The organism is Mycobacterium paraterrae (genome assembly GCF_022430545.2).
GTDB lineage: Bacteria > Actinomycetota > Actinomycetes > Mycobacteriales > Mycobacteriaceae > Mycobacterium > Mycobacterium paraterrae.
Genome location: NZ_CP092488.2, coordinates 880,555 through 898,402, shown reverse-complemented (window position 1 = coordinate 898,402; position 17,848 = coordinate 880,555). Strand labels below are relative to the sequence as shown.

General features: G+C 67.7%; 20 protein-coding genes, 1 pseudogene and 1 riboswitch. Of the genes and pseudogenes, 10 read left to right on the top strand and 11 right to left on the bottom strand.

What is annotated here, in order from left to right; all coding sequences use genetic code 11:
* Nucleotides 1-25: 25 nt before the first annotated feature.
* Nucleotides 26-757 (bottom strand): ABC transporter ATP-binding protein, encoded by a 732-nt coding sequence (locus tag MKK62_RS04135; RefSeq protein WP_240262265.1) that lies wholly within the window; start codon nt 755-757, stop codon nt 26-28.
* Complete coding sequence (locus tag MKK62_RS04130; protein ID WP_240262267.1) at nt 754-1,548, bottom strand: ABC transporter permease; 795 nt, start codon at nt 1,546-1,548, stop codon at nt 754-756. The genes MKK62_RS04135 and MKK62_RS04130 overlap by 4 nt, the downstream gene beginning before the upstream one ends.
* 167 nt (nt 1,549-1,715) lie before the next feature.
* Here MKK62_RS04130 and MKK62_RS04125 point away from each other — a divergent pair, with 167 nt between their 5' ends.
* Entirely contained in the window at nt 1,716-2,135 is a 420-nt protein-coding gene (locus MKK62_RS04125) for a Zn-ribbon domain-containing OB-fold protein (RefSeq protein WP_240262268.1), read from the top strand.
* Between the two features lies 1 nt (nt 2,136).
* Entirely contained in the window at nt 2,137-3,282 is a 1,146-nt protein-coding gene (locus MKK62_RS04120) for a thiolase family protein (protein ID WP_240262269.1), read from the top strand.
* A gap of 33 nt (nt 3,283-3,315) precedes the next feature.
* Here MKK62_RS04120 and MKK62_RS04115 read toward each other — a convergent pair whose 3' ends face one another.
* Both MKK62_RS04115 and MKK62_RS04110 read right to left on the bottom strand, forming a co-directional pair.
* Entirely contained in the window at nt 3,316-4,965 is a 1,650-nt protein-coding gene (locus MKK62_RS04115) for a DNA repair helicase XPB (protein WP_240262271.1), read from the bottom strand.
* Nucleotides 4,966-4,995: 30 nt separating this feature from the next.
* The gene (locus MKK62_RS04110; protein ID WP_240262273.1) at nt 4,996-7,245 is read right to left on the bottom strand and encodes a helicase-associated domain-containing protein; all 2,250 of its coding nucleotides are present in this window, start codon (nt 7,243-7,245) and stop codon (nt 4,996-4,998) included.
* Nucleotides 7,246-7,331: 86 nt separating this feature from the next.
* Between MKK62_RS04110 and MKK62_RS04105 the strand changes: the two genes are divergently transcribed.
* A complete protein-coding gene (locus tag MKK62_RS04105; protein ID WP_240262275.1) occupies nt 7,332-7,532 on the top strand; it encodes a hypothetical protein in 201 nt (66 codons plus the stop codon).
* Between the two features lie 27 nt (nt 7,533-7,559).
* On the opposite strand, the gene MKK62_RS04100 is transcribed toward MKK62_RS04105, so the two are convergent.
* Both MKK62_RS04100 and MKK62_RS04095 read right to left on the bottom strand, forming a co-directional pair.
* Nucleotides 7,560-8,561 (bottom strand): transglycosylase family protein, encoded by a 1,002-nt coding sequence (locus tag MKK62_RS04100; protein ID WP_240262276.1) that lies wholly within the window; start codon nt 8,559-8,561, stop codon nt 7,560-7,562.
* Between the two features lie 10 nt (nt 8,562-8,571).
* A riboswitch (cyclic di-AMP (ydaO/yuaA leader) is annotated at nt 8,572-8,754 on the bottom strand.
* A 286-nt stretch (nt 8,755-9,040) separates the two neighbouring features.
* A complete protein-coding gene (locus tag MKK62_RS04095; protein WP_240262277.1) occupies nt 9,041-9,454 on the bottom strand; it encodes a YccF domain-containing protein in 414 nt (137 codons plus the stop codon).
* 155 nt (nt 9,455-9,609) lie between these two features.
* Between MKK62_RS04095 and MKK62_RS04090 the strand changes: the two genes are divergently transcribed.
* From MKK62_RS04090 to MKK62_RS04080, 3 genes are all read left to right on the top strand, one after another.
* Nucleotides 9,610-10,020, top strand: a complete 411-nt coding sequence (locus MKK62_RS04090) for a cold-shock protein (RefSeq protein ID WP_067332259.1) — start codon at nt 9,610-9,612, stop codon at nt 10,018-10,020.
* Nucleotides 10,021-10,120: 100 nt separating this feature from the next.
* On the top strand, nt 10,121-11,125 hold the full coding sequence (locus tag MKK62_RS04085) for a glutathione S-transferase family protein (RefSeq protein WP_240263831.1): 1,005 nt from the start codon (nt 10,121-10,123) through the stop codon (nt 11,123-11,125).
* Nucleotides 11,126-11,141: 16 nt separating this feature from the next.
* Complete coding sequence (locus tag MKK62_RS04080; protein ID WP_240262279.1) at nt 11,142-11,306, top strand: hypothetical protein; 165 nt, start codon at nt 11,142-11,144, stop codon at nt 11,304-11,306.
* Nucleotides 11,307-11,310: 4 nt separating this feature from the next.
* On the opposite strand, the gene MKK62_RS04075 is transcribed toward MKK62_RS04080, so the two are convergent.
* Nucleotides 11,311-11,793 (bottom strand): DUF2771 domain-containing protein, encoded by a 483-nt coding sequence (locus MKK62_RS04075; protein ID WP_240262281.1) that lies wholly within the window; start codon nt 11,791-11,793, stop codon nt 11,311-11,313.
* Nucleotides 11,790-13,526 (bottom strand): MFS transporter, encoded by a 1,737-nt coding sequence (locus MKK62_RS04070; RefSeq protein ID WP_240262283.1) that lies wholly within the window; start codon nt 13,524-13,526, stop codon nt 11,790-11,792. The genes MKK62_RS04075 and MKK62_RS04070 overlap by 4 nt, the downstream gene beginning before the upstream one ends.
* Before the next feature lie 88 nt (nt 13,527-13,614).
* Between MKK62_RS04070 and MKK62_RS04065 the strand changes: the two are divergent.
* Nucleotides 13,615-14,394: pseudogene (locus tag MKK62_RS04065) on the top strand (DUF3027 domain-containing protein); the annotation flags it as partial.
* A gap of 191 nt (nt 14,395-14,585) precedes the next feature.
* On the opposite strand, the gene MKK62_RS04060 reads toward MKK62_RS04065, so the two are convergent.
* Together MKK62_RS04060 and MKK62_RS04055 are read right to left on the bottom strand one after the other, a co-directional pair.
* Nucleotides 14,586-15,041, bottom strand: a complete 456-nt coding sequence (locus tag MKK62_RS04060) for an SRPBCC family protein (RefSeq protein ID WP_240262285.1) — start codon at nt 15,039-15,041, stop codon at nt 14,586-14,588.
* 8 nt (nt 15,042-15,049) lie between these two features.
* The gene (locus tag MKK62_RS04055) at nt 15,050-15,316 is read right to left on the bottom strand and encodes a DUF2530 domain-containing protein (RefSeq protein WP_240262287.1); all 267 of its coding nucleotides are present in this window, start codon (nt 15,314-15,316) and stop codon (nt 15,050-15,052) included.
* A gap of 107 nt (nt 15,317-15,423) precedes the next feature.
* Between MKK62_RS04055 and MKK62_RS04050 the strand changes: the two genes are divergently transcribed.
* From MKK62_RS04050 to MKK62_RS04040, 3 genes are all read left to right on the top strand, one after another.
* Entirely contained in the window at nt 15,424-15,855 is a 432-nt protein-coding gene (locus MKK62_RS04050; protein ID WP_240262289.1) for an Rv0880 family HTH-type transcriptional regulator, read from the top strand.
* The gene (locus MKK62_RS04045) at nt 15,852-16,670 is read left to right on the top strand and encodes a TrmH family RNA methyltransferase (protein ID WP_240262291.1); all 819 of its coding nucleotides are present in this window, start codon (nt 15,852-15,854) and stop codon (nt 16,668-16,670) included. Before MKK62_RS04050 ends, MKK62_RS04045 begins: the two co-directional genes overlap by 4 nt.
* A gap of 120 nt (nt 16,671-16,790) precedes the next feature.
* Nucleotides 16,791-17,057, top strand: a complete 267-nt coding sequence (locus tag MKK62_RS04040; protein WP_240262293.1) for a DUF2537 domain-containing protein — start codon at nt 16,791-16,793, stop codon at nt 17,055-17,057.
* Here MKK62_RS04040 and sepH read toward each other — a convergent pair.
* The gene (gene sepH, locus MKK62_RS04035) at nt 17,054-17,839 is read right to left on the bottom strand and encodes a septation protein SepH (RefSeq protein ID WP_240262295.1); all 786 of its coding nucleotides are present in this window, start codon (nt 17,837-17,839) and stop codon (nt 17,054-17,056) included. The genes MKK62_RS04040 and sepH overlap by 4 nt on opposite strands.
* Between the last annotated feature and the right edge of the window lie 9 nt (nt 17,840-17,848).

Sequence of the window (17,848 nt, the reverse complement as noted above, 5' to 3'; positions counted from 1 at the left end):
TGAAATACTAAGCGCCGCTTGGCGTTCAATGTCGAACGCCGAGCTTGTTCAGCAGCTCGGCCCGGTAGTCGTCGTGGCGGGCGGTGCGCTCAGCAGGCCGCGGCAACTCGATCGTGATCGAGTGGGCCACCCGCCCCTCCTCGAGAACCAGCACCCGGTCGGCCAATTCAATCGCCTCGTCCACGTCGTGCGTCACAAGCAGGACGCCGAAACCGTGGGTACGCCACAGGTCGAGCAGCAGAGCCCGCATGGACAGCCGGGTCAGCGCGTCCAGTGCTCCGAAAGGTTCGTCCAGCACCAGCAGTTGCGGCTCGGCAACCAGTGCGCGAGCCAGCGAAACCCGTTGCGCCTGACCGCCGGACAGTGTCAAGGGCCACGCCTGGGCGTGGTCGCTGAGTCCGATCTCGTCGAGAGCCCGCTCGCAGCGTGCCAGCGCTGCGTCGCGCGACAGCGCAGTGCGGTTGAGCCCGTACCGCACGTTGGTCAGCACGTCGCGCCAGGGAAACAGCCGCGGCTCCTGGAACGCGACCGCGGGCGCGCCGCTCACCTCGCGGGCGCCGGTGTGGTCGTCGGAAAGCCCTGCGAGCACCCGCAGTACCGTCGACTTGCCGCATCCGCTACGACCGACGAGCGCGACGATCTCACCGCCCCGGACCTCCAGGGAGATGCCGTCCAGGATTCGCCGGCCGCCGTAGAACTTCTCGACGTTGCTGAGTTTTCCGACGACGGTCGTTCGTCGCTCGGAGGTGACGGTCATGTGCGATACCTCAGGGCTCGATGCTCTAACGCCCGGACTCCGGCGTCGGTGATGATGCCCAGCAGTGCGTAGACGGCCAGGCAGAAGATGATGATGTCGATGCGCAGGAAGTCGCGCGCGTTGTTGATCAGGTAGCCGATGCCTTTGTCCGCGTTGATCTGCTCGGCCACGATCAGCGTCAGCCAGGCGATCGCCAGCGACTGCCGCAAACCAACCAGCACCTGGGGTGCCGCGCTCGGCAACAGGATGATGCGTAGCCGCTGCCACAGCGAAAAGCCAAGGATGTCAGCGGTTTCCAGCAGTTTGGGGTCGACCTGCCGGATCGCCGAGAAGGTGTTGAGGTACAGCGGGAAGGCGACACCCAGGGCGACGAGGTTGACCTTGGCGACCTCGCCGATGCCGAACCACAGGATGAACAGCGGAATCAGGCCGAGGTGGGGCAGGGCGCGCAACATCTGCAACGGCGGATCCACGGTGGCCTCGACCCACGGTGACAGCCCGACGGCCACTCCGAGAGCTACGCCGGCGAACCCGCCCAGCAGCAGGCCCTCGATCACCCGGACGCCGGACACCTCCAAGGCGTCGAAGAGTTTGCCGTTCTGGACCAGCTGCCACCCGGCGTCGAAGATCAGCTGGGGCGCCGGCAGCACGTCGGCAGGGATGAACCCGACGGCACTCAGTACTTGCCACAGCACGAGCAGCACAACTGGCGAGACCCACCGCAGGATGCTCCAGCGATGGGTGTCCCAGACACGGTTGACTGTCGGCGCCGCCGCGTCGGTGACGGTCATTGCGCCGAGGCTGGCAGAGCTGGTCGCCGCATTGAAGGGTTTGGCTCCGGGTGATGGGAAAGCCCTGCCACAAGCACAAATGAGAATGGGGTTTCCGTATTTGCGGAATGCTGTTGTACGGTTCTGTGAGCGCATTATCGGATGGGCGGCTGAGGGAGGACCCCGCGATGCAGAAGGCAATCGATCCCGGCATCTCGACCTGGCCTGATGAGAGTCCTGAGCTGATCGGCAGCCAATGCGGCGACTGCGGCGCGACAACCTTTCCGATGCAGGATCTCTGCCCGCGATGCAGCCATCCGTCGATGACCGAGGTCAAGCTGCCGCGCACCGGAACCTTGATCGCCTGGACGACGCAGGGCTTTCCGCCGGGTGCTCCCTATGCCGGTCCGACCGGAGACGACTTCGTGCCGTTCGGGGTGGGCCTGGTCCAGCTCGGGGACGTCATCCGGGTCGAGGGCAGGCTGACCGAGAGCGACCCGGCCAAGCTGCGGTTCGGCCAAGAGGTCGAGCTCACCATGATTCCGTTCACCACCGACGCTGACGGCAACGAGATCGTCACGTTCGCCTTCCAGCCGGTAGGAGCTTGAGATGTCCAGTGACGTCGCCATCATCGGTGTGGGCCTGCATCCATTCGGCAGGTTCGACAAGACCGCGATGCAGATGGGCGCCGAAGCCATCCAAGCGGCGCTGGCCGACGCCGGAGTGGAGTGGAAGGACATCCAATTCGGTTTCGGCGGCAGCCACGAAGTGTCCAACCCGGACGCCGTGACGCGGCTGGTCGGATTGACCGGCATCACCTTCACCAACGTCTTCAACGCGTGCGCGACCGCGGCCAGCGCGATTCAGCAGACCGCCGACACCATCCGGTTGGGCAAATACGACATCGGCATCGCGATCGGCCTCGACAAACACCCGCGGGGCGCCTTCACCGACGACCCGGCCAAGCTCGCGTTGCCACAGTGGTATGCCAACAACGGCCAGTTCGTCACCACCAAGTTTTTCGGGATGAAGGCCAACAAGTACCTCCACGACCACAACATCTCCCAGGCGACCCTGGCCAAGGTCGCCGCGAAGAACTTCCGCAACGGCGCGATCAACCCGAACGCGTTCCGCCGCAAGCCGATGTCCGAGGAACAGATCCTCAACTCGACCGTGCTCAACTACCCGCTGACGCAGTACATGTTCTGCGCGCCCGACGAGGGAGCCGCCGCGGTGATCATGTGCCGGGCCGACATCGCGCACACGTTCACCGACAAGCCGGTGTACGTGCGCGCCAGCGAGATTCGCACGCGAACGTTCGGCGCTTACGAGGTGCATGCGACGTTCGCCCCGCTGGACGAAGACGTCTCACCGACGGTCTACGCGGCCAGGGCCGCCTACGAAGCCGCGGGCATCGGGCCCGAGGACGTCGACGTGGCGCAGCTGCAGGACACTGACGCCGGCGCCGAGGTCATTCACATGGCCGAGACGGGACTGTGCGCCGACGGTGAACAGGAGAAGCTGCTGGCCGACGGCGCCACCGAGATCCACGGGTCGATCCCGGTGAACACCGACGGTGGCCTGATCGCCAACGGGGAGCCGATCGGCGCGTCCGGCCTGCGTCAGGTGCACGAGTTGGTACGACAGCTGCGCGGCGAAGCGGGCGAACGCCAAGTGCCGGGCAACCCGCGCGTGGGGTTGGCGCAGGTGTACGGCGCCCCCGGCACCGCGTCGGCCACCATCTTGTCGCTGTAGTCATGTTCTGCCGGCGACCCGCTTGCGATCGCCTCAGATCGCGGGCCCGAGCAGGTCGTCGGCGTCGCGGATCACGTAGCCGTAGCCCTGCTCGGCCAGGAAGCGTTGCCGGTGCGCGGCGTACTCCGCGTCCAGGCTGTCGCGGGCGACCACGCTGTAGAACACCGCGCCGCCGCCGTCGGCTTTCGGTCGCAGTAGCCGGCCCAGCCGCTGCGCCTCTTCCTGCCGCGAACCGAACGTGCCGGAAACCTGCACCGCGACAGACGCTTCGGGCAAGTCGATGGAGAAGTTGGCCACCTTCGACACCACCAGCGTGGTCACCTCACCGCGACGGAAGGCATCGAACAACTCTTCGCGCTCGGCATTCTTGGTCGAGCCTTGGATCACTGGCGCGCCCAGCACCTCTCCGAGCTCTTCGAGCTGATCGAGATACGCGCCGATCACCAAGGTCGGCTCACCGGGATGCTTGTTCAGAATCGATTTGACCACCGCGATTTTCGAGTGGGCGGTCGAGCAGAGCTTGTAACGCTCCTCGGGCTCGGCGGTGGCATAGATCATCCGCTCGTTGTCGGTCATCGTGACGCGGACCTCGATGCACTCCGCCGGGGCGATCCAGCCCTGGGCCTCGATGTCCTTCCACGGCGCGTCGTAGCGCTTCGGGCCGATCAGCGAAAACACGTCACCTTCGCGGCCGTCCTCGCGGATCAGCGTCGCGGTGAGGCCGAGCCGACGCCGCGATTGCAGGTCGGCGGTCATCCGGAACACCGGCGCGGGAAGCAGGTGTACCTCGTCGTAGACGATCAGTCCCCAGTCGCGGCTGTCGAACAGTTCGAGGTGGCGGTATTCGCCTTTGGTGCGGCGGGTGATCACCTGGTAGGTCGCGATGGTGACCGGACGAATCTCCTTGCGTTCGCCGGAGTACTCGCCGATCTCCTCCTCGGTTAGCGACGTCCGCGCGATCAGCTCACGCTTCCATTGCCGGCCGGCGACGGTGTTGGTGACCAAAATCAGCGTCGTAGCGCTGGCCTTGGCCATCGCCGCCGCACCGACCAGCGTCTTGCCTGCGCCGCACGGCAACACGACGACCCCGGAGCCACCGGCCCAGAACGAGTCGGCCGCCATCTCCTGGTAGTCGCGCAGTTGCCAGCCGTCTTGCTGCAGCGCGATCGGGTGCGCCTCACCGTCGACGTAGCCGGCGAGGTCCTCGGCGGGCCAGCCGATTTTCAGCAGCATCTGCTTGACCCGGCCCCGCTCGCTGGGATGCACGACGACGGTGTCGTCGTCGATGCGCGCACCCAGCATTGGCGCGATCTTCTTATGCCGCAACACTTCTTCGAGCACGGCGCGGTCGAGGCTGACCAACGTCAACCCGTGCACTGGGCTCTTGACCAACTGCAGCCGGCCGTAGCGGGCCATGGTGTCGACGATGTCGACCAGCAGCGGTTGTGGCACCGCATACCGCGAGAAGCTCACCAGCGCGTCGACGACCTGCTCGGCGTCGTGGCCGGCCGCGCGGGCGTTCCACAGCGCCAGCGGGGTGATCCGATAGGTGTGTACGTGTTCGGGTGCTCGCTCCAGTTCGGCGAACGGCGCGATGGCCGCGCGCGCCGCACCGGCGAGTTCGTGGTCGACTTCCAGCAGCACTGTCTTGTCGGACTGCACGATCAGGGGTCCGTCAGTCATAACTAACCATTATCCCGAAGCCGGTGACAACTAGTCTTCGTCGGCGGTCATCACCGACGTGATGCGGTGGATTGCGAAGTCACGGGCGCTGCTCGAGGCGGAATCGAACGCGACCAGCTGTCCACCTCTCACCGTGATCGGCGACACCACCCGCTGGGTGGCCACCCCGGCGGCGTCGACGTACTTGATCAGCACGGTGTCTTTCGCCCGCGCCGCCTTCTGGAGCAGCGACATGGCAACCGCCGGGTCGATGCGGACGCTGTCGAACGGAGCGGTCGTCACCTTCCGCAGCACCGCGACCACTGCGCTCAGCGTTTCCCTGCTGGGCTGCTGTGTCGGCCGGTGCGAGCGGTAGCGCGGCGGGGCCGGAACCCGGGCACCGCGCGCGCGGATGTCGACGATGGTGCCGGTCGAATCTTCCGCGGCCGGGGCGAAGCCGGCGTTTTGCAGCGTCGTCAGCACCTCGTTGATCGGAGCCTGCGAGATCGCCACGGTCGGCGCCAGCACGCGCAGCCCGAGATGCTCGGCGGCGGCCGCCGCCTGGGCGAGCAGTGACGGGTCCTCGCATCGCACGAACGACGTGGCCATGCCGATCCGCAATTGGCCGTGCCGGCGTGCGACGTCGTCGATCAGATAGGTCAAGCCCTGCGGGACAGGAGTTTTCGAGTGCTTGTCGAACAATCTGTGCAACTCGTCGGCGGTCTTACCGATGTCGAGAGCATGCCGGATCGAGGCTTCGCTGACCCGGTACACCATCGCGGTGCCGGCGGATTCGACGTTGGCTACCGTTGAGAGTTCTTCGGCCAGTTGGCGTTCCAGGGGCCCGGGCACCACGACGGTCAGGTCGGCCTGCACCAGGAAGTGGTCGATCGGGGTGGGCAGCGCGCGAGCCATCGCCGCGACGACGTCGGCCTCCTCGGCGCCGCTGATGAAGACCCGGCCCGGTGTGCTGAGGGCTCCGCGGCCGACCAGGCCGAGCAGTTGTGCCTCGTCGAGGAGGTCAGCCACCGGCGCGGGCTGCAGTCGCTTGGCCCATCGCGGTCGTCGCCAGATCAATGCCGCCGACGCGGTGTCCTTGTCGACACCGGCGCCTGGCGGAAGCTCGGCCAGCATGCTCAGCAGCAGCCGGCGGTCCAGTGGCGCGGCGGTCGAATACAGCGAATCCGACAGTGCCGCATACGGTTTGGCGTCCGGACCGCGGGTTCCAATCAGCGCCGGCCGGGCCGCCAAGTCCAGCCAGGTGGTGGCCAGCAGGTGCCAGCGTTCAGCGATCGGGGCCTCGGCGAAACGGTCGGCTGCCACCGTCGGCGCCCAGTACGGCGGGTCGCCGGTAGTCGGCGGCGGGTCGGGGAGGCCACTGGCGATCAGGCCCGCGGCGGCGGCCAACTCGAGTACGAGCCCCAGCCGGGACTCCTCGACGCCGGTGATCTTGGCCAGGCGGCGCACTTCGCGCACACCGAGCCCGCCGGTGCGAAGCTCCGAAATCGGTGCGGCGCTCAACGATTCGATGAGCAAGTCGAGTTCCCGCAGCAGGTCGATGATCGCACCCGCAGCGACGGCGTCCGCATCGCCAGCCGTCGTGGTCGACACCACCGGGTCGGGAGCGGCTAGACGCACCGGGCCGGGTTGCTCGCCGCGCATCACCTGGCCGACATGGCGCGGCAGAATCACCGTGTCGGCGTCCACCCGCCGCAGCAACCCGATCGAGATCAACTGCGGCACAGGGCGATCCGCCGGGGCGCCGGGCGCCGCATCGCGGGTGCGTCCCAGCGGGGAACCTTCCAGCAGCCGGTCCAGCAGTTCACGCTGCGGGTCGTCGAGGCCGTCGATCAGCTCGGCGATCTGGTCCGCGCTCTGCGAGGGGTCTTCCAGCGTCACCTGCCCGACGTACCAGGGCAGCCCGCCGGCGGCGTCGGCGGTCACCCGCAGGTCGGTGTCGCCCCAGACCAGCGCGCGCTCCTTGAGAGCCGCGAGCGCATCCAGAACGTCGGCCTCGGGGGCCCGGTCGCCGATCAGCGTGAGCAGTTTGGCGACCGGAACGGGTTCGGTGTCCGCCTGCAGCACCAGCAGCGCGTCGATCACCGCGAGTCGCAGGAAATCCAGCTCGTCGGTGGCGGCCTTCAGCGACTGGCGAGCCTGGGCGCGTGCGGCCAGCGCGGCGATGCTGCCTGGCGGCGGCTGGGCGAGGTCAGGCCGCAGCTCCAACAGACGGATCAATCGGTCGTCGGGCAACTCGGCCAGCCAGGACCCCAGCGGGATGCTCGGGGTGTGTTCGGTCATTGCTGACCAGCGTAAAGCAGGCGAGCGGGTGACCCTTTCGCGTCGATCGAGGGTGAGGCGGGCGCGGGCGCAACGGACCTGTCAGAATGGAGCGCGTGGCTGACAAGAAGGCGCAGAAGACGCGGTATGTCGACAACGGCTGGCCGACGACCAACCCCGACGACCACGCCGTGAGCGAACTGGCAAGCGACCGGACCGGCGCATTGTCGCCGTTTGGCGACTTGGTTTTCCCGCTGCCCGCCGAGGAACTGCCCTACCTGCATCCTGTCACCGACGTCAACCGGTAGGCGGAACACCCGCCGCGCGCTCGCCGGTCAGGCGAGCGACTGCAGTGCGGGGTTCGTGTTCACACTCTGCGACTGAACCGCTTTCAGCAGGTCCTGCAGATAGCTCGGGTCGAGGTTCTGCGGCGGAGCGACTGGCAGCTGGTTGGGATTGATGCTGGGGATTTTCGCCGGGTCGAGCATCGGCGCGAGCTGCGGCGGCACCTGCAAGTCGTGAATCGCCGATCCGGCGGTGGCCGGGTCGATCGGCAGAGCCGGCGCCGGCTCCTGCGGGACCATCGTCCACGAACCCACGGCGTTGGCTTGGTGCACCCCTTCCGGCGCTTCGCCAGTTGGCGCGGGCGCGTCCGCGGCGACCGGCTCGGCCTGTATTGGCGGAGCGGGGTCGGCCGGCGGAGGAGGCGGCGGTGCGTCCGGCGCGGGCGCGTCGACTGCTACGGACTCGGCCTGAACCGGGGCCGGCGGGGGTGGCTCGGGTGCTGGGGGCGGCGGGGGCGAGTCAACCGCAGCTGGCTCGGCTGGGGGTGGCGGGGGCAGCTCCGGTGCGGGAGGCGGAGGCGGCGGGTCGGCCGGCGGCGGGGGCATCGGAGGCTCGAACGCGGGGGGTGGGGGCGCGTCCGGCGGCGGAGCGTCGGGAGCCGGCGCGTCAGCGAGCAGGTTGCGGGGAGTGGCGGCCGACAGGCCCCGTCCGCAAACCGGCCAGGCGCCCTTGCCCTGGGTGGCGAGCACCCGCTCGGCGACGGCGATCTGCTGGTCGCGGGTGGCCTGGTTGGCCGAGGTGGCGTATTCGCCGCCACCGTGAGAAGCCCAGGTGCCTTGCGAGAATTGCAGCCCGCCGTGGTAGCCGTTGCCGGTGTTGATGGCCCAGTTGCCGCCCGACTCGCAGGCCGCGACGCGGTCCCATTCGCTGTCGGGGGCCGCGGCCGCATGGCCGGCCAGAGCGATACCGCCTCCGCCAATGACTGCACCCGTGAAGGCCAGCTTGGCGACGCCGACGGTGGACGTGGTGGGTTTACGGTGACGACCGCTCATAGCCCTTTGGGATTCCTCTCGTATGCGCCTACGAGGTCAGCTGTCGGGTTCGGGCGGAAGAGGTCGCCCGGCCGTCGTGTCTCTGAAGGGAAACGCGTCGGCTTCACCCCAAGGAGCCGCTGGCGGCTCCGGGTTCGATCTCGGCGGACCGTTGGGTCCCCCGCCTCCATCCACGGGTTGGCGTTGCTCGCCTATTGGATGGAGCTCGGCGCTATAGGCGAGAAGGCCCACCGCGCAGGGAGTCTCGGCGGGCCCGCGCACGACGCTAGCGGCTGGCAGCAGCGGAGTCATTTTATGAGCGGAGCAGCGTTTCGCGATTTCCGAGCAGGGAAAACGCCGCTCTGGTCCGCCGTTTTCGCTGGTTAGGCGAGTCGCAATCAGGCCGTTGCCCGGCCGTGATCAAACCGTTATGTGACTGATTTCACAGACGTTTCAGGGATTAATCGCAGGTCACGCGATCGGTCGGTTCGGCGTGAATTTCAGGGTCGTGGAGCGGCGACGGTGCTCCACCCTGCCGCACGCTCGACCGGAACAATGTCCTTGCCGAGTGGCACCAGCGACACGGGGATCAGCTTGAGATTGGCCAGCGCCAGCGGGAGGCCGATGATCGTCACGGCCATCGCCGCCGCGCTCACCAGGTGCCCTATGGCCAGCCAGATTCCGCACAGCAGGAGCCAGATGACGTTGCCGATCACGGCGCCGGTGCCGGTCCCGGGCTTGTCGACGATCGTCCGGCCGAACGGCCACAGCGCATACGACGCGATACGCAGCGAGGCGAAGCCGAACGGGATGGTCACGATCAGGACGAAGCAGATCAAGGCCGCCAGCAAATATCCCAGGGCCAGCCACAGGCCACCGAAAAGCAACCAGATGACGTTCAGAATCAGGCGCATTGCCACCTCCAGCGGTGTTCTCAGCTTAGGCGAGAAACTCGCACGCTCAGCCCGCGGTGTTCCGAGTAGGATCGGTCGTCATCGCGTCCTGCGCAGGCGGGGCGCTTCGTTGTGTAGACATAGATCGTCATTCGTTAGACAAGCAGGTGAGTCCGGTGCCGACTGGCAAGGTGAAGTGGTACGACGCTGAGAAGGGATTCGGCTTCCTATCCCAGGAAGACGGTGAGGACGTCTACGTCCGTTCCTCGGCGCTACCCGCGGGCGTCGAAGGCCTCAAGGCCGGACAGAAGGTCGAATTCGGTCTCGCGTCCGGGCGGCGGGGTCCGCAGGCGTTGAGTCTCAAGCTCATCGACCCCCCGCCGACGCTCAGCAGCCGTCCCCGCCGCGAGGGTCCGGCGGAGCACAAGCACAGCCCCGACGAGCTGCACGGCATGGTCGAGGACATGATCACGCTGCTTGAAGGCACTGTGCAGCCCGAGCTGCGCAAGGGCCGGTACCCGGACCGCAAGATCGCCCGCAAGGTGTCCGAGGTGGTCAAGGCCGTAGCCCGCGAACTGGACGCCTGAGCCCTCAGCGTGTACCGCGCAACGTAACGGGGAACAGTCCGAGAGGGCCGAGCGGTCCCGCTGATTCCCGATCGTGGGCGCACACCTGACGGAGGTCGACATCGCTTCCTACATCGCCGAGGCCGGCGAGTTCACCCGTGACACCAAGTACATCGAAACCCGCATCACCGCCGACGGTCGCGACGGTTATCCGGTGGAGCCGGGCCGCTATCGGCTGATCGTCGCGCGGGCCTGCCCGTGGGCCAACCGGGCGATCATCGTCCGGCGTCTGCTCGGGCTGGAGGACGTTCTCTCCATCGGGTTTTGTGGGCCCACGCACGACGAGCGCAGTTGGACCTTCGACTTGGACCCCGGCGGTGTCGACCCGGTGTTGCAGATCCCTCGGTTGCAGGATGCCTATTTCGCGCGGTTCCCCAACTATTCGAAGGGCATCACCGTGCCTGCGATTGTCGACGTGCCGAGTGGGGCAGTAGTCACCAATGACTTCCCGCAGCTGACGCTGGACCTGTCCACCGAGTGGACGGCCTATCACCGGGACGGCGCCCCACAGCTCTACCCCGAATCGCTGCGGGACGAGATCGACGAGGTCAATCAGCGGGTGTACAGCGAAATTAACAACGGCGTCTACCGGTGCGGGTTCGCCGGCTCGCAGGAGGCTTATGAGTCCGCCTACGACCGGTTGTTCGCCGCGCTGGACTGGGTCAGCGATCGGCTGTCAGGACAGCGGTTCTTGGTGGGGGACTCGATCACCGAGGCCGACGTGCGGCTGTTCACGACGCTGGCCCGCTTCGACGCGGTCTATCACGGGCACTTCAAGTGCAACCGGAGCAAGCTCGCCGAGATGCCGGTGTTGTGGGCGTACGCGCGAGATCTGTTCCAAACGCCGGGATTCGGTGACACCACCGACTTCGTCCAGATCAAGCAGCACTACTACATCGTGCACAAGGACATCAACCCGACCGGGATCGTGCCGAAGGGGCCGGATCTGTCCAACTGGCTCACACCACACGGCCGGGAAACGTTGGGCGGCAGGCCCTTCGGCGACGGGTCGCCACCCGGTCCGACTCGCCCGGGCGAAGAAGTGCCGGCCGGTCACGGCGCCTAGCAACGAAAGGATTCTCGTGGAAAAGCACACTGACGACTCGGACCCGATTCCGGAGGACGCCACCGAAGCCACCGAATACCAGCGGGAGGAGCAAGAGTTGCTCGATCACCAGAACGAAGATTCACAAGCACCGGGTGTCCAGCAGTCCCGCGACGACATCGCCGACGAAAGCTCGCGCTAGCGCGTCAGCTCCAGACCGTGCGCACCGACCACTCGGCGTGCGGGATGCCCTGCACCTCGCCGTTGGGGTCGACGAACGCCGTCATCAGTTGCACCGCGATACCGGTCAGCCGCCCGTGGTGCGGGTCGACGGTGGGGATGGTGACCGCGAGTCGACTGCCGGGCCGGTAAAACGTCGTCGCCGGAACGGTGGAGTCCTCGTAGACGGTGAGCAACCACCACGGCGCCTGTCCGATCGACGTGGACACCGAAAGCTGAACGGGCGAGCGCGAATTCACCGGTAGCTCGCCCTCGGTCTGCGGGTTCTGGCAGTCCGTGAGGTCGACGACATTGCAGTACCGGTAGGGGCCGACCCGGACCAGGTGGCCGCCGGTGTACGCGCTGATCTGCGGGCGTTGCGGCCCAGGCGCGCGGATCAGTGCCCACGCGCCAACTCCGGCGCCCACCGCCAGTAGCGCGACAACTGCAAGCAGCACAAGCCTTTTCACGCTCGGGGTACCGTCGCGGCGTTGTGTGTGCCGTCGCCTTCCTGCTCCACCATCACCGGGCGGTTGCCACCCAGACCGGGAATCAGCGAGTCGCCGTGGAAACTGACGACGGTCTGTGCCAGACCCAGAATCAGCACCGAGGTGACGACGCTGAACCCGATCCACAGGTCGGTATAGAGCAGCACGCCCATCGCGCCGCCGAGCACCCACGCCAGTTGCAGCGTCGACTCCGACCGGCCGAACGCCGACGCGCGGGATTCCTCGGGCAAATCGTCCTGCAGCGACGCGTCCAGGGCGGCTTTCGCGATCGCGCTGGCGCCCGAGGTCACCAGAGTCGCGATCGCGACCATCAGCTGGGTGCCTGCCACCGCCGCGGCCAGCGCGACGCCGGTCACAGCCAGGGCGCAACGCAACACGAGCACGGCGGGCCTACCCAGCCGCAGCCGGGCACTGGTGAAGTTGCCGGCGAAATTGCCGATGGCGGCCGCCGCGCCGATCATCCCGAGCATGGCGAGCTGCTTCCAGCCGTTGGCCTGATGCGCCTTGGCCACGAACGCCGGATACAAGAACAGGAAGCCGACCATGACCTTGATCGTGCAGTTGCCCCATAGCGAGGTGATGATGTTGCGGCCCAGCGGTTGTCGCAGCGCGCCGCTGGCCCGCCGGACCTCCTCCGGCCAACTCCGTCGCTGCTGGCCCTGCCGGTAGCTCAACGTGGCCGGGATTTCGCCCGCGGTCACCTCGACCCAGCGTGGGATGCGCATGGACAGCACCGCGCCCGCCACGGTGACAACGACAACCACGTACAGCGCGCCGGGCAATTGGAGCAGGCGGTCGCAGGCGTACTCGATGCCGCCGGCGATGCCACCGCCGACAATGGTGCCGCCCAGCAGGCCGAACATGGTCAACCGCGAGTTCACCCGGACAAGGTCGATGGTTGGCGGCATCACCCGTGGCGTCACGGCGCTGCGCAGCACGCTGAACGACTTCGACAGCACCATCATCATCAGCGCGCAGGGATACAACACCCACGACTGGTAGCCGCCGGTGGCGGCGTCGTAGTTGGCGATAAGTACCACGGCCAGCGCCGTACGCAACGCGAACGAAGCGGCCAGCGCGACCCGGCGACCGTGCTGAAGCCGGTCCAGGGCCGGCCCGATCAGCGGGGCGATCACGGCGAAGGGCGCGATCGTGATCAGCAGGTAGAGCGCGACCCGGTCCTTGCTCTCTCCGGTGGCCGCGGCAAAGAACAGCGTATTGGCCAGGGCGACCGCCATCGCGGCGTCGGTGGCGAAGTTCGCGACGACCGGCCACGTCAATGCGGTCAGCCCGGACTTGTCGGCGCCGTCGGCGGTCGCGGCCCGCTGCACGAGGTCGTACATCCGCGAACCCATTTCCCGGCTGCGTTGGGCGGCGGCCCGGGTGACGGTGATCCGCTCACCGGTGGGACTGTTTCGCGGTGCCTCACGGCGCTGGGCATCACCGTCTCGGTTCAGTGGGGGCAGGTACCGGTTGGCGCTGGGCATTGCCGGTCCGTTCGGCGACGATGCAGAGCGCGGAGCGCGATGAGGAGGAGGCGAACCATCAGTCCGCCGTTGCGGGGGGCGGTATTCGGGCTCTTCGGCGGGGTAGTTGGCCATACCCGGATGTTCGCCTGATGAACCGGCGCGAACACGTGGGCTCGGTGCCGAGGGTCGCCTCGCATCGGAGTGGTCGCCACGCCGTCCAGCCATACGTCGATTCTCACCCATAGCGGCTGTGGTAGTCCGCAGGCGACCGGTGTGGCCGGGCATCGCATATGTGCGGCAGAATTGGAGGCCCATGGAAACGACGGACGACGTGACATCGACTGCGACCGAGTGGTCTCCCGAAATGGCGGCGATTCTCACCGGCGCGGTCGACTTGGCGCGCGCGGCGATTGTCGAGGGCAGTGGTGAGGACGCCGTCGGCGACTACCTCGGCGTCGGCCCTGAAGACCAGACCAGTGCCACGCACCGTTTCCTGGCCCACCTGCCGGGCTACCAGGGCTGGCAGTGGGCGGTCGTGGTGGCCAGCTATCCCGGCGCCGACCGCGCGACGGTCAGCGAGGTGGTGCTGGTCCCCGGACCGGAGGCGCTGCTGGCCCCGGAGTGGCTGCCGTGGGATCAACGCGTCCGGCCCGGCGATTTGAGTCCAGGGGACCTGCTCGCCCCGCCGTCGCAGGACCCACGGCTGGTGCCTGGCTACCTCGCGTCGGGTGACCCCCAGGTCGACGAGACCGCCGCCGAGATCGGGCTGGGCCGTCGCCAGGTGATGAGTGCCTGGGGTCGAGACGAGGCCGCGCAGCGGTGGCACGACGGGGACTACGGTCCCGGCGCGCCGATGGCGCAGTCCACCAAGCGAGTTTGCCGCGACTGCGGATTCTTCCTGCCCCTGGCGGGTTCGTTGGGAGTGATGTTCGGCGTCTGTGGCAACGAGATGTCGGCCGACGGGCATGTCGTCGACTTCGAGTACGGCTGCGGCGCGCATTCCGATACCCCGGCTCCGGCGGGTAGCGGCTCGCCGATGTACGACCCGTACGACGACGGCGTGCTCGACGTGAGTGAGAAGCCCGCCGAAGCGCGTGCCTTCGAGCCGTCCGAGGAGCCCGAGACACCAGTTGAACCAGGGGAGACTCCTGATTTTGACGAGCCCGCCGACCCCGAGGCTCCGGCGCACAGTGAGACGCCCGCTGACCCCGAGGCTCCGGCGCATACCGAGACGCCCGCCGATCCGGAGGCTCCGGCACATTCCGAGCCGCCGGAGGAGTCCGACTAGCCGCGCTCTGCCGCGGCCTTGATCTTGGCCAGCGAGGCGTTCATCCCGTCGACCAGTTCGCGTTCGAAGCTCTCGGTCCCGCCCATCAGCGCGTTGACGCCCACACTGGACAGCGGCTTGACCCCGTTCTCGGCGTGCCGGCTCTCGATCACCCTGGTGCCGCCGGGGATCGGCTGCAGCTCGTAGCTCCACACGGTGTTGTTCATGTTCACCCGGAAGGCCAGCTTCTGCTGCTCGACAAGCTCGACGACGGTGGATGTCGTCGGCCAAACCATCAGTTTGCGCCGGTTGAGGTTGAAGGTCCGGGTGCCCGGACGGACTTGGCCCAGCGGGCGCATCCAGCGGCACTGCGGGCTCCATTCCGGCATCCGACGGAAGTCGCTGATCAATGCCCACACCGTCGACACCGGCGCATTGATATCGACCTGGGCCTGCAAGAGCGGCGCTGCCATGATCTCTCCTAGAGCTTCGGGATGAGTCCGGTTTGCGCACCGCGCGCGCCTCGACGGGCGGCCCCGCGCTGCAGCAAGAAGATCGACGTCCCCAGTACGCCGACGGCCAGCCCGGCCAGCGTCAACGGGCGCCACGTGGACAGCGCCGGCGTGAGGAAGGCGACTACGGCGGCGACCAGCCAGGCCAGCGCGCCGATCGCAATGACCGGCCACGGGTCCAGCAACGCAGCAGGTAGCGGTGGCGGCTCGATGCTGTCGGCAGGCTCGTCGGACATCGTGATCAAGATAGCTTGACGACGATGCCGGCGGGGAGAGACCGCCGCAGCCGGCTTCTGGGTGGTTCGATGTTCAGGTTCCGCCGTTCTGTCGTACCCTTCGCGCTGTGATCGATGGCGATAGCCGGTTGGCCAGCGACCTGTCGCTGGCGGTGATGCGGCTCTCCCGGCAGCTGCGGTTCCGCCGCCCGCAGTCCCCGGTGTCGCTGTCGCAGCTGTCGGCACTGGCGACGTTGGCCAACTTCGGACCGATGACACCCGGCGCGTTGGCGATCCGGGAACGGGTGCGTCCGCCGTCCATGACGCGAGTGATCGCCTCGCTGGCCGAGATGGGCTTTGTCGACCGCGTCGCCCACCCCGACGACGGCCGGCAGGTCCTGGTGTCGGTGTCCCAGGCCGGGGCCGAATTGATGGAGGCCGAGCGCCGGGCCAGCCAGGAATGGCTCACGCAGCGCCTGGAAACGCTCGGCGTCGCCGAACGCGACACGCTGCGGGTGGCTGCCGACTTGATCTTGGCATTGGTTGACGAAGGCCCTTGACTGTCAACGTCATCGACATCGGCGACCCAGATGATGAGCGGCTGGACAACTTCCGCGATCTGAACAGCATCGACAGGCGTCCCGATCTGCCCAGCGGCAAGGGGCTGGTGATCGCCGAGGGGGTGCTGGTAGTGCAGCGGATGCTGGCGTCACCCTTCACGCCGCTGGCATTCCTCGGTACCGACCGCAGACTCCTCGAGCTCCAGGCCGACCTTGACGGCAATCCCGCTCCCTACTACAGGGTTTCGGCCGAGGTGATGGCCGACGCGGTCGGGTTCCACCTCAACCGTGGGGTACTGGCCGCGGCCCGTCGTGAACCCGATCGCAGCGTCGTCGACGTCGTGCGCGACACCCGGACCATCGCGGTGCTCGAGGGAGTCAACGACCACGAGAACTTGGGGTCGATCTTTCGCAACGCGGCCGGCCTCGACGTCGACGCCGTGGTGTTCGGCAGTGGTTGCGCCGACCCGCTGTATCGGCGCGCGGTACGCGTGTCGATGGGGCACGCCCTACTGGTGCCGTTCGCCCGGTCGACCGACTGGCCTGCGGACCTGAAAGTCTTGCAGCAAAGCGGTTTTCGGCTACTGGCCATGACGCCCGGTGCTGATTCGCGAACGCTGCCCGAGGCGATGGCAACAGTACGGAGCGAACGGATCGCCATCTTGGTCGGCGCCGAAGGGCCCGGCTTGAGCCATGCCGCGATGAAGGCCAGCGACATACGGGTCAGAATTCCGATGTCGCGCGGCACCGACTCGCTCAACGTCGCGACCGCCGCGGCGCTGGCCTTCTACGAGCGGGCCCGGGCCGGGGCTTGATGGCCCGACTCCTCCTCATCGCGCTCCGCGCTCTGCATCGTCGTCGGGCTAAGGTCTGATTGCCCGACTCCTTCTCATCGCGCTCCGCGCTCTGCATCGTCGTCGGGCTAGAGTCTGAGTGTGACAGACGAATCCACCCCGTGGGCAACGGGTTTGACCGTCGCGGGATTCGTCGCCGCTGCCACCGGCGTGGCCGTCGTGGTGCTCAGTCTCGGGTTGATCCGGGTGCATCCGCTCTTGGCCGTGGGGCTCAACATCGTTGCGGCAGGCGGATTAGCCCCCACGCTGTGGGGATGGCGGCGCACCCCGGTGGTGCGCTGGCTGGTGCTCGGCGGCGGGGTCGGTGTCGCGGTGGCGTGGTCGGCGCTGGTAGTGATGGCCCTCTAGCGCTGGCCGCTGGAGCGGACGCCCAGTAGTACGTCCTCCCATGCCGGCACCGCTGGTTTCCCACGGCGGGCCCGATTGGGTTCGGCCTTCGGCTCGGGCTGTTCCGTGGTCTCTTCGACCACAGGCTCCGGGGCGGGCTGCGGCTCGTCGAAGTCCAGCTGGGCGACGGCAGCCACCGGACGCAGCAGCGGACGGTCGAAATCGGGATCGATCAGCTCCCGTGCCGCGTCGTCCACGGCGGTGACGGTCCCGCCGTGCGACCCCGGGCAGTACCGGAAGTGCGCGACGTTGTCCGAGCGCCCCACCTTCCAGGCCAGCTGCACGGTCCAGCGACCGTCCTCGTTGCGCCACGCGTCCCAGGCCGTGCCGTCTGGGTTGAGGCCCCGGCCCACCAGCGACGACGTGACCGTCTCGAGCAGCGTCAGCACCGAGGGCCCGTCGGAGAGGACGGGGTGCGCGGCGGTAGCCAGCTCGGCGGCGCGGGCGCGCTCCAGCAGCACCGGGTGCGCGAATCGCTCGACCTTGGCGATGTCGACGCCTGCCGACTCGGCGAGTTGCTCGACCGACGCGCCAGCGCGAATGCGGGCCTGAATCTCCTTGGGACGCAACATGCTGCTGACCTCGATGTCGATGTGGGTTTGGTTAACCCGGGCTCCGTCGCCGCGGACCGCTGCGCGCAGTCGGTCGTCGACGCGAATCCTGTATTTGTCTCCCGCGTTGTCGCCCTCGCAGAGGATGTGCCTACCGTCGAGATCGAGTCCGACGATCTTGAGTTCCCGCATGGTGTCTCC

Excerpts from the sequence above, each read along its gene's own strand:
- MKK62_RS04115 (WP_240262271.1), bottom strand. The coding sequence starts at position 4,965 with ATGACTGACGGACCCCTGATCGTGCAGTCCGACAAGACAGTGCTGCTG.
- MKK62_RS04095 (WP_240262277.1), bottom strand. The coding sequence starts at position 9,454 with ATGCGCCTGATTCTGAACGTCATCTGGTTGCTTTTCGGTGGCCTGTGG.
- MKK62_RS04100 (WP_240262276.1), bottom strand. The coding sequence starts at position 8,561 with ATGAGCGGTCGTCACCGTAAACCCACCACGTCCACCGTCGGCGTCGCC.
- MKK62_RS04055 (WP_240262287.1), bottom strand. The coding sequence starts at position 15,316 with ATGTCCGACGAGCCTGCCGACAGCATCGAGCCGCCACCGCTACCTGCT.
- MKK62_RS04105 (WP_240262275.1), top strand. The coding sequence starts at position 7,332 with ATGGAGCGCGTGGCTGACAAGAAGGCGCAGAAGACGCGGTATGTCGAC.
- MKK62_RS04070 (WP_240262283.1), bottom strand. The coding sequence starts at position 13,526 with ATGGCTGGACGGCGTGGCGACCACTCCGATGCGAGGCGACCCTCGGCA.
- MKK62_RS04060 (WP_240262285.1), bottom strand. The coding sequence starts at position 15,041 with ATGGCAGCGCCGCTCTTGCAGGCCCAGGTCGATATCAATGCGCCGGTG.
- MKK62_RS04135 (WP_240262265.1), bottom strand. The coding sequence starts at position 757 with ATGACCGTCACCTCCGAGCGACGAACGACCGTCGTCGGAAAACTCAGC.
- MKK62_RS04130 (WP_240262267.1), bottom strand. The coding sequence starts at position 1,548 with ATGACCGTCACCGACGCGGCGGCGCCGACAGTCAACCGTGTCTGGGAC.
- MKK62_RS04110 (WP_240262273.1), bottom strand. The coding sequence starts at position 7,245 with ATGACCGAACACACCCCGAGCATCCCGCTGGGGTCCTGGCTGGCCGAG.
- MKK62_RS04120 (WP_240262269.1), top strand. The coding sequence starts at position 2,137 with ATGTCCAGTGACGTCGCCATCATCGGTGTGGGCCTGCATCCATTCGGC.
- sepH (WP_240262295.1), bottom strand. The coding sequence starts at position 17,839 with ATGCGGGAACTCAAGATCGTCGGACTCGATCTCGACGGTAGGCACATC.
- MKK62_RS04125 (WP_240262268.1), top strand. The coding sequence starts at position 1,716 with ATGCAGAAGGCAATCGATCCCGGCATCTCGACCTGGCCTGATGAGAGT.